Here is a 10,432-nt window from a genome sequence, read left to right as displayed (position 1 = left end):
GGGGTTCCGCAACCGCCTTCCGACCCTCGTCGTTGACCAACGCTACTGCCTTGGTGGCGGTATGTTGGAGCCGCTAGTGCACCCGCACGAAGTAGTTGCCGGGCATGCGCCGCACCAGCCCGCGCAGCTCCAGCATGGTGAGGATGGCGTTGACCTGGGACGACGGCAGCCGCGTCTCCTGAATGAGGGAGTCCACGTCTTTCTCATGGAGGGTGAGCAGGGATAGCAGGCCGCCTTCCGCGGATGAGAGATCGTCGGTACGGGGCGCTTCGGCCTTGGGGGCGGCGGGGAGGTCCAGCTCCTCGAGGATGTCATCCACCGATTCGACGAGCTTCGCGCCCTGCTTGAGGAGCTGGTGGGTGCCGCGGCTCTGAACGGTGTTGACAGCGCCGGGAACGGCGAAGACCTCGCGCCCCTGGTCGAGGGCATGGTCGGCGGTGATGAGGGCGCCGCTGCCCTCGGGGGCTTCGACTACGACGGTGCCCAGCGCCATGCCGGCGATGATGCGGTTGCGGGCGGGGAAGCGCCAGCGGTCGGGGCGCGCGCCGAAGGGGAACTCGCTGACCACGGCGCCCTGGGAAGCGACGCGCTCGATCAAGGCGCGGTTGCTCGGGGGGTAGCTGACGTCGAGGCCGCAGGCGGCGACACCGATGGTGCGGCCGGCCTGCAGCGCGCCGGCGTGGGCGGCGGAGTCAACGCCCAGGGCGAGTCCGCTGACTACGGTGACGCCGGCGGCGGCGAGGTCGCGCGCGAGCGTCTCGGCCACCAGCCGGCCGTAGGGGCTGGCGCGGCGGGTGCCGACGATGGCGACCGCGCGGTGGTCCTGCTCGCGGATCTCGCCGCGCACATAAAGCACCGGCGGGGCGCCGTAGATCTGCCGCAGCAGCGCCGGATAGTGCAGATCGCGGATGGTGACGAGGTGGGCCGCCAGCTCCTCCAGCAGGCGCAGGTCTTGGGCGACCGGCGCCTGCGCCGCATCGCGCAGGCGGCGCTCCTCCGACGGCGACAGAGGGCAGACGGAGCGCCATCCCGCCGGCCCGGCAGCCAGCAGTTCTCGGGGAGTGGGGAAGCGCTCAAGCAGCGCCAGGGCCTGCGTCGGCCGCAGCTCCGCTTTACTCAGTGCCACCCATCCCTCGAGGCTCACCTCCGCCTCCCCGGGGTCGGCGTGACCGCCGCGTCCCTATTTCTCGGCAGCCTGGATGATCGCCGGGGCCAGGCCCGGGAACTGCTCGAGGTACTCGCGGCGCTCGCGCTTGAGATCATTGACGTAGTTGTCAACCTCGGCTTGGGAGTAGAAGGAGGTGGGGTCGAACTTGCGGATGTCCACGCCCTCGATCTCCTCCGGCACCTCCATGCCGAGGTAGGACTCCCGGCGCCACTTCACGCTACCGCGCACCGCGGAGCGGAAGAGCGCCGAGCTCTCCGGGATCTGGATGCGCATGACCTCGCGCTTGATGCGGGTGGTGCCGTCGGGCTGTTTCTCGCGGATCTCGCCGACACCGCCGGTGTTGATGAGGTAGCCCTGCACCTTGGGGTGGCGGCGCAGGAACTCGTGGATCCAGTTGGCCTCCGCCGCCTCGTCGCCGACGACGAAGGGATTGGTGCCCACCACGCGCACCGATTCGCCGGCGCGGCGCGGATCGCCAGCGGAGCTCTCCACCGATTCGCCCAGGATGTAGGCCAAGGCCGTCTGCTCTGGGGTCAGGCGCGCGACCATCGGCAGCACGGTGTTGCGACGGGTGATGAAGAACAGCAGCATGCCGTCGGTCTCCTCCGCCGGCGGCAGGTTGATGGTGTCGCTGGCGTGGGGCGCGAGGTTGGCCATTTGCACCACGCCGCGGCCGTTGCTGGTCAAGGTCTCGTCCTGGAAGTCCACGTTGCCGTCGCCGTCCACCATCACGTTCTCGAAGATGGTGTCGGGCTGGATGGCGGCGTTGTAGAGCAGCGGCTGGCCGTGGGGGTCGAGGCCCTCGGTTTTGAGGTAGAAGCCGCGCTCGGTGCCGAGGGCGCTGCCGTCCTCGCGCAGGAAGCAGACGTCGTCCTGCACCACGTCCATCGTCTCGCCGTCGTGGGACAGTCCGTGGTCGTGGCAGGAATGAGTGGTCTTGCCGGTCGCCGACAGCCCGAACAGCAGCATGCTGTAGCGGTGCAGCTTGTGATCGGGCTGGCGCGCCTGCACCATCTTCGCCCCCGCGTGCACGCCCAGCATGCCCTCCTGCTTGGCATACCACATCGCCATGCGCAGGAAGCCCTTCTTCGCCTCCCCCATGTAGTCCGAGCCCAGCACATAGGTCACCCCCTCCTCGGGGAAGACCAGGATCTGGCGATCCTGCTCGGGCCACTCGGGCACGCAGATCCAACTCATGTCCGGGCCGGGGGCGGTGGGCTTGTAGGCGAACAGCGTCTCCCCCCACATGTGGGCGATCTGTACCGCGCTCTTGCTGTACACCGAGACGTACATGGTGCAGTGGGGGCTGAAGGTGTCGTTGTTGCCCATCGTGCGCTCGATGCAGACGAGCTTGGTGCGGTCGAGGTAGCGGTGGAGTTTGCGCAGCGCATCGGGGGCGGCGTCGCGGATCTCCTTCTGGCGCGGGCTGAGCTTGCGCTGGAGCACCCGGTCGCTGCCCAGGTACACCGTCAGGCCCGCGCTGCGGTTGCGCACGTTCGAGGTGAAATTCAGATTCCCGAACTCCGTCACCTGGCCGAACGGCAACGCCCGATCCTTGACCGCGGCGTCCGACAGGTGCTCGACGTTGTGCTGGTGGTACAGCTTCTCCGCCAGTTGCGTAACATCCAGCGCGGTCTTCTTTCGTGCCAAGTGGCGTCACCTCCGGAGCATGCCGTCAGCGCCGCGGGGAGCCGTTCGCCCGGTGCACCGCTGGTCGTCAGCCCAGTGTCGCTGATTCTAGCATAAGCCCCCCGGCGCGCGCAAGCCGGTCTTCGGGCACGAAGGGTCAAGCGATTGCGCTGCGGGCGAGAATCTGCTATCATGCACGTGTCTGCCGGCCTCGAGAAATCGTTCACCGCTGAAGCGTTCGCAGCCATAATCGCAGCACAGGAGCAGGCCATGAAGAGTCGCAGCGCGCGCGCCCATCTCGCACGCGCGCAGCCCAAGGCGGCCCCCTTGGGCGGGGAGCATCGCCGCTACCGCATTCGCCATGAGGTCACCGGCCTCGGGCTGCTCGCCTTGGGGCTTATTGTCGCCCTCAGCACGTTCCCCAACGCCGGCTTCTTCGCGCGCAACTTGCGGGACATCCTGCGGTATCTGGTCGGCGACCTCGGGGCGCTGGCGGTGGCCATCGCCCTGCTGGTGACCGGAACCGCGCTCGTCGCGCAGCGCGACCGCATTCCGATGCGCGCCACCGCCATCAGCCTCAGCGTCCTGTTCGCGGTCGTGCTTGGCCTGTACCAGTTGACCGCGCCGGGCGAGGGAGTGCTCGGGCGCGAGATGACGGCCGAGCCGGGCGGCCTGGTGGGGGTGCTGCTGGCGGAGGCGCTGAGGCCGACGCTAGGACCGGTGCTGGGCGCGATCGTGCTGGTGCTGGCCGGCATCGCCGCCCTGGGGGTGCTGGTGGACACCCCGCTGGCGACCCTGGCCTCCGTTTCCGGGCGCGGCATCGTTGCGGCTGCGACCGCCGCGGTGGCAGGGATGCGCTCCCTGCGCGAACGCCGGCGCCGCCCGCAGCAGCCGACGCCGCGGCCCGAACCGGCCCTGCCGCGGGCGCTCAAGCGCTTGCCCTCGGAGGAAGCGCGCGCGATCGCCCCGCCGCGACCCAGACCACAGCCCACACCCGCGGCGCAGTCGCGGCCGGCCGCGGCGCCCCCGAAAGCGATCTCCCCCCCCGCGCAGCAGTTGACGCTCGCCGACCAGGGGCTGCCGGAGCCAGCCGCGTCATCTCCGTACAAGCTCCCGCCGACGAGCTTGCTGACGCAAGTGGAAAGCCGCCCCGCGCGCGACGACACCTCCGACAACATCGAGCTGGTGGAGAGCACCCTGCGCAGCTTCGGCATTGACGCCAAAGTCGTCGAGATCGAGCGCGGGCCGCGCGTCACCCGCTACGAGATCCAGCCGCCGCCGGGGGTGCGGGTGAGCCGTATCACCAACCTCGCCGACGACCTCGCCCTGGGGCTGGCGGCCCTCGACGTCCGCGTCGAGGCGCCGGTGCCCGGCAAGGGCGTCATCGGCATCGAGGTGCCCAACACCGAGGTCGTGTTCGTCAACCTCAAGGAGATCCTGGAATCCCCGGAGATGAAGGAGCATCCGTCGCCGTTGGCCTTCGCCCTGGGCAAGGACATCTCCGGCCACTGCCGCGTCGCCGACCTGCAGCGCATGCCGCACTTGCTCATCGCCGGCGCCACCAACACCGGCAAGAGCGTGTGCCTCAACTCGATGATCGTCAGCCTGCTCTTCCGCGTCACCCCCGACGAGGTGAAGTTCCTGATGGTGGACCCCAAGCGGGTGGAGCTGAGCCTGTTCGCGGGCATCCCCCACCTGGTGGCCCCGGTCGCCCACGACGCCAAGCAGGCGGCGGGGCTGCTGCGTTGGGCGATCCGAGAGATGGAAGCCCGCTACCAGCGTTTCAGCGATCTGGGGGTGCGCAACATCGCCAGCCACAACGAGCTCGCCGCCGTCGAAGAGGGCTTGCAGCCAATGTACTACCTGGTGATCGTGATTGACGAGCTGGCGGACCTGATGATGCAGGCGGCGACCGAGTTCGAGTCCTCCATCTGCCGCATCGCGCAGCTCGCGCGCGCCACCGGCATCCACCTGGTGGTGGCCACCCAACGCCCATCGGTCAACGTCATCACCGGCACCATCAAGGCCAACATCTCCTCCCGCATCGCCTTTGCCGTCGCCTCCCAGGTGGACTCGCGCACCATTCTCGACATCAACGGCGCCGAGCGTCTGGTCGGCAGCGGCGACATGCTGTTTTACCCCATGGACGCCACCAAGCCCATGCGCATCCAGGGCGCCTACCTCAGCGAGCGCGACATCGGCGTCCTCGTCCAGTACCTCAAGCAGCAGGGCAAGCCGCAGTTCCTGGCCGAGGCCATCGTCTCCCCGTCGGAGAGCGGCGCCGGCGCCGGCATTGACGACGAGATGTTCGACAAGGCGCTCGACTTCGTGCTCTCGACCAAGTACGCCAGCGCCTCCATGCTCCAGCGCAAGCTGCGCATCGGCTACACCCGCGCCGCGCGCCTGGTGGACATGATGGAGGATCGCGGGTATGTCGGCCCTGCCGACGGCTCCCGCCCGCGCGAGGTCTATACGGTGCCGCTGAGCCGGGGCGGGGTGGCGGTCAAGGATGGCGACGACGACCCCGCCGCGGAGGCGGGACCGGACGAAGCGGCGCAGGACTCCCCCCGCGCCGACGGGGAAGAGGAGACTCTCGACGCGGACTAGTCGGTAAAGCGGTTTGTGCCCGCGTCGCATGATGCCGATGGCGCGCCCTGAGAACGACCTCAACGACCTGACCGGCACCGAGTGGATCAAGTTCACGCGCACGTGGTTCGTGTGCGATTCACCGCGCTACCACCGCAACAAACCCACCGAGCTTCACCCCGCCCGCTTCCCCGAGGAGATGGTCGCCGAGTTCTTGCGCTTCTTCACCAAGCAGCGCCAGTTCGTGCTCGACCCTTTTCTCGGCTCGGGGGCGACCCTGGTGGCGTGCTCGGAACAGGGCCGCCAGGGCGTGGGGATCGAGCTGTCGCCGCGCTACGCAACGATCACGCGCCGGCGGCTGGCACAGCTCAGCCTCGACCGCTCATACCAGGCCGTGATCGAGGGCGATGCGGCAGGGATGGCGAGTCCGCAGTTCTGGGCGGCGGCGCGCGATGAATTGCAGGCATGTGGGTTGAGCTTCAAACGGAGGCTGCCGCAGTTCGACTTCGTTATCACCTCCCCGCCCTACTGGAACATGCTGCGCACCAGCCGCGGGGGAGTCGAGTCAAAGCACAAGCAGCGCGCCAAACAGCGGCTCGACACGCATTACTCGGATTCCGCGGCGGACCTGGGCAACATCACCGACTACGACGAGTTCGTCGAGGCGGTGGGGGGTGTGTTCGACCGCGTACATCGCTGCCTGGCGGCGGGGAAGTACCTGGTGGTCGTGGTGCAGAACCTGCGCGCGCCGGGGGGCGAAGTCAAGCCGCTGGCGTGGGACCTGGCGCGGCGCATCAGCCGCAAGTTCTCCTTCCAGGGCGAGAAGGTGTGGTGCCAGAACACCAAGCCGCTGGGCATCTGGGGCTACCCCAAGATCTTCGTCCCCAACTACCACCACCATTACTGCCTGATCCTCCGCAAAACGCCGAAGTAGCCACGGATACACACTGATGAACACGGATGGGAATGGGCGCGCGGTTTCCAATACTGCGAATCCTCGCGACCCTTCGACAAGCTCGGGGCAAGCTCTCACGGAGGTCGCGCCCAGGAAATGGAGCATGGGCGCCCCCGCCTGCGGAATGGTAGGGCGGGCGTCTCGCCCGCCAACCGCATCGCAGCCGAGACGGCTGCGCCACCGTGCTTGCGGCTCGGCGTTGCGCCTTTCCCCAAGCCCGAAAAGGCTATTCGAATTCGATGGGGTCTTCGTCCCCCGCTGCGCCGTGCGCGCTCAGCCAATCGGCGAAGGCGCGCAGGGCCTGTTGGCGTGTGAGGCGCTTGCCGCGAAGGAATGCCTGCAGTTCCGTCAGGCGCAGCCGTGACCCGCTGGGTGGCCGCAGCGCCGCGGCCAGCCACTCGACGACCGGCGGGGTAAAGGCCGCAAGCACCGCCTCGGCGGGCGCATCTGCCAGCAGGTCGAGGGCGCACTGGATGGCCTGCGCCCGATCCACCCCGACGAGCCGGGGTGCCACATTCGCCTGTGTCAGCTCGGTGAGGATTGCACCGATGGTCTGCCGGCATCCAGCCAGTAAGTCCTTGGTTGCAACCAGCTCCACATCCTCGCCCAGGGCCAATCCGCAATCGGGGCACACCGGCTGGTGGCGCAGCGCCTGCTGAAGCCGCCCGCCGGCGCAGTGGCGTTCCATCTGCGCGCGCAGTTTCGCCTCGATGGCCGCGACATCGCCAGCGCACAGCCCCAGGGGAGCCAGCGCGGTGAGGGCGCGCAGCTCAGCGCTCCGGCGCAGATCGGCATAGGGGCGGAACCTGGCAACCGCATAGACCTTGGCGTGATGGCGCCGGTAGCACGCCGCGTAGTCAGAGACGAATGCCGCCGCCTGGCGACGGAAAGCGGCGCACTCGGCGACCAGGTCTTCCCCCCGCGCCAGCATCGCCAGCAGCTCCTCGCGCGCCCGCGCCGCCGCCTCGTCAGGGACGCGCAGCCGCCCATCGTTGAGATAGCGAAACATCAGGATCGCTAGCTCGGCATCGCCACCGAGGAAACCCACCAGTCGCGCGTGATGTCGTAGGGGCAAGGCATGCCTTGCCCCTACCTCCGCGGCGGCGATCAATCCGTCGCGCGCATCGGCGTCAGGTGCTACGGCCCCGGCTAGCTGCTCCGCCGCCGCCAGCGCGCGGCGCGACTCCGCCCATTCCGCCGGACCCTGGCCCAGCGCCTCATAGAGCGTCGTCATCCGCTGTGCGAGCCCCGGGGCGTGTGCCGACAGGTCCTCGGCCCAGCGGCACAGGCGCTCCCACAGATCATTCTGCGCCTCGAAGTCCAACCCCGACGGGGCCTCACCGAACAAGGCGCGCGCCAGCCCCAGCACGGACGCTTCGTCGTCGGGCGCAAGCGGCACCGCCCGCGCGAGGTAGGCGACATGGTCCGACAGCGGGGTGCCCAGGCGCGCAAACGGGATCGGCTTGAGGAAGCCGTCCAGCGCCACCACGTGTCCGGCCCGGACGAGCGCGCCCATCACCAGCTCCACCATCTCCGGCGTCAGGCCCCACTCGCTCTTCTCGATACGCGCGGCGCAGTCGGCGAATCGCACCACGGCTGAAGCATCGAAGGCGTCGGCCGCACTTCGCGGCGGCACCATCTCCAGCGCCGCCTGCGCGGCGGCGCTGGCTGCCACTGCCAGCCGCCAATGTTCACCCTCGCGCCGGGCCAGCCCCAGCGGCTCGACATAAGCCGCCAAGGCCTCCTCCAACGCGGAATCCGGCGGCGGCGCCGCCGCCCCAGCGCGCAGGAAGCCCTCGATGACGAAGGTGCTGCGCTGTTTGCCCGCCAGGCGCTTGCGCGGCGCGATCTCGCGAAAACGGGTGAAGAGCTCGCGCAGCGGCCAGTCGAAAATGGAACCCAGGAGGTCCTCCCACTGGTCGCCGCCGCTGAGCCGCGTCAGGTCGCTGCGGTGGCCGTCGGCCCGCAGCAGCTCGCCCTCCGCATAGGCCTCGGCGACGATGCGCGCCGCCTCTAGGGCCTGGGCCGAGAGGCGCTGCGTCGCCAGCGCAACCAGCTCGCGCCCATGCTCGCCGCCGCGCGTGGTGGGGTCGGCCGTCATCATGCACAGCGCCGCATGCTCGCGCAGCACCTCCAACTCCTCCTCACGCAGCGCCCGCGGCAGCCAGGCCACCAGCGCCCGCGTCCAGCGGCCCGCGACTTGCCGCGCGGCCTCGACCCACGCTTCTCGCTGCTCCTCGATCTCGGCCATGCCGCCGATCGCCAGCCAGCCGCAATCGGGCGTGCCCGGCGCGGCCAGCGTATCGGCCAGGCGCGACAGTTCCGCCACCCGCAGGCGGCGCAGATCGCGGCGCTCGACGGTGACCCGGCGCACGGTGTTCATCCATTCGCACTGCTGCTGCGCCGGGTGGGAGAACCGCGCGAGGGGAAATGCACCCTCGCCGCACGTTGCCGCGGCGTGCTCAAAGATGCGCGAGTCGCGGTCGCCGAGCGCCTGCATCACCTCGTACAGGCGCCGCCGCAGCGCCTCGCCCGCGTCGCTGGTCAGCTCCAGGTAGTACTGGTCGCCCAAGTCGCCCGGCTGATGCGCGCACTCGACGTAGGCGCCGCGCCGCCGCATGGCTTTGAGGGTCGCCTCGGCACGGGCGTAGAACTCGGCGCCCCGGTCTGCGCGCACCGGCGAGCCCGCCAGCGCGTCCGCCATCTCGCGCACGGTCCACCGCGCGCTCCCTAGGGCCGCCAGCGCCAACGCCTGGAAAAGCGCCGCCACCAACTCCGGGACGTCCGGCGAGATGCGGTGGGCGTTCTCGGCGTAGAAGCGCCGCGCGGCTTCGAAACGCGCGAGCTCCGGCCGCCCCGCCAGGCGCTCCGTGATCAGTTCCAAGGTCGTATCGGCGGAGATTAGCCGCTGGGGCGCCTGCGCCAGCAGCCCCGAGGCGTGCGCCTGGCTTACCACCTGCACCACGCTGCGCGTCTGCGACAGGAACGATTCCGCCGCCCCCTGAAATGCCTCCAGCGCCAGGGGGTTGAAGGGATAGGTGCGCGCCAGCTCCTCCGGCGCGAAGCTCAGGCGGCCGCCGTTGGCCCAGGTTTCACACGCGGCGCCCACCGCGGCGGCGAAGGCGCGAGCATCCGGCTTCTCCACCAGCTTGCGCTCGATCACCACCCGCAACTGCGCCAGCGACAGATGGTGGGCTTGGTAGCGGTCGCGGATCTGGCGCAGGCTGTGCGCGTCAATGTCGCCCACGTCCTCCAGCTCGCGCTGGGTGGCCGCGACCACCCACCACGGCATCGCGCGCGCCTGTTGGCCCAGGAATTGCAGGAACGCCGCGTCCTCGTCCAGTCCGCGCTTGTCCTTGGAAGCCAGGAACAGGCTCAGTTCGTCAAGCAGCAGCACCAGGCCCGTCAGCCCGGCTGCGGTCATCACCTCACGCACCCGCGCCGCCGTTTCGCCGCGCGACCGCGCGAGGGAGAACTCGATGCCCTCGCGGTGCATGAACCGCTGCGCCAGGCGCAGGGCCGCCAGGCGATCTTCGGCTGCCACGCGCTCCCAGTCACGGTCCTCGGCCAGCTCCACCAGGAAGCGCTTGAAGGGGGCGCTGCGCTGCGGCACGATGAGCTTGTTGAACGCCGCCAAGTAGGCGCTCTCGTCCACCAGCGCGGGGGCGTCGTCCCCCAGGCGGCGGCGCAGCTCGTCCTCGATGCGGCGGAAGACGATCCACTCCAGGGCGTGGGCGCCGCCGCGGTAGTGGTCGAGGGGAATCTCAACGGCGACCAGCCGGCGGGCAGGGCCGAAGGCGCGGGCGAAGGGGCGCAGCCAGGGGTGTCCGCGCAGGAAATGCTCCCATGCCACCGGGTGCTCCGCTAACAGGCTCAGGGCCGCCAGCATGTGCGACTTGCCGGCGCCGTAAGCGCCGGAGATGAGGAAACCGCGCCCCGGGCCCTCGGCGCGCGCCATGCTGGCGATGACCGCCTCCCACGCGCGGCGGTTGTCGGGGTGATCAATGAAATAGAGCTCGAGCAGGGCGCGCAGCTCGGCCTGGGACGGTCGCGAGGGGGAATCCCCCTCGGCCCGCAGCCGCGCCTTCAACTCC

General features: G+C 69.7%; 5 protein-coding genes. 2 read left to right on the top strand and 3 right to left on the bottom strand.

Features of this window, described 5'->3' with window-relative positions; genetic code table 11:
• Positions 1-73: 73 nt before the first annotated feature.
• The gene (dprA, locus tag VM221_01855; GenBank protein ID HUT73562.1) at positions 74-1,144 is read right to left on the bottom strand and encodes a DNA-processing protein DprA; all 1,071 of its coding nucleotides are present in this window, start codon (positions 1,142-1,144) and stop codon (positions 74-76) included.
• Between the two features lie 36 nt (positions 1,145-1,180).
• A complete protein-coding gene (locus tag VM221_01850; GenBank protein HUT73561.1) occupies positions 1,181-2,818 on the bottom strand; it encodes a phosphoenolpyruvate carboxykinase in 1,638 nt (545 codons plus the stop codon).
• A gap of 249 nt (positions 2,819-3,067) precedes the next feature.
• Here VM221_01850 and VM221_01845 point away from each other — a divergent pair, with 249 nt between their 5' ends.
• Both VM221_01845 and VM221_01840 read left to right on the top strand, forming a co-directional pair.
• Positions 3,068-5,404: a DNA translocase FtsK 4TM domain-containing protein gene (locus VM221_01845; protein ID HUT73560.1), complete on the top strand. Its 2,337-nt coding sequence runs from the start codon at positions 3,068-3,070 to the stop codon at positions 5,402-5,404.
• 37 nt (positions 5,405-5,441) lie between these two features.
• Positions 5,442-6,317 carry a site-specific DNA-methyltransferase gene (locus VM221_01840; GenBank protein HUT73559.1) on the top strand — a complete coding sequence of 292 codons (876 nt, stop codon included), beginning with the start codon at positions 5,442-5,444 and terminating at the stop codon, positions 6,315-6,317.
• Positions 6,318-6,564: 247 nt separating this feature from the next.
• Here VM221_01840 and VM221_01835 read toward each other — a convergent pair.
• Positions 6,565-10,432: DUF6079 family protein (locus VM221_01835; protein HUT73558.1), on the bottom strand; the 3,868-nt coding region annotated here is incomplete at its 5' end.

The sequence above is a fragment of the Armatimonadota bacterium genome (assembly GCA_035527535.1).
Taxonomy (GTDB): Bacteria; Armatimonadota; Hebobacteria.
Note: the sequence above shows the minus strand (reverse complement) of the source record. Positions and strands in the feature narration are given on the sequence as shown.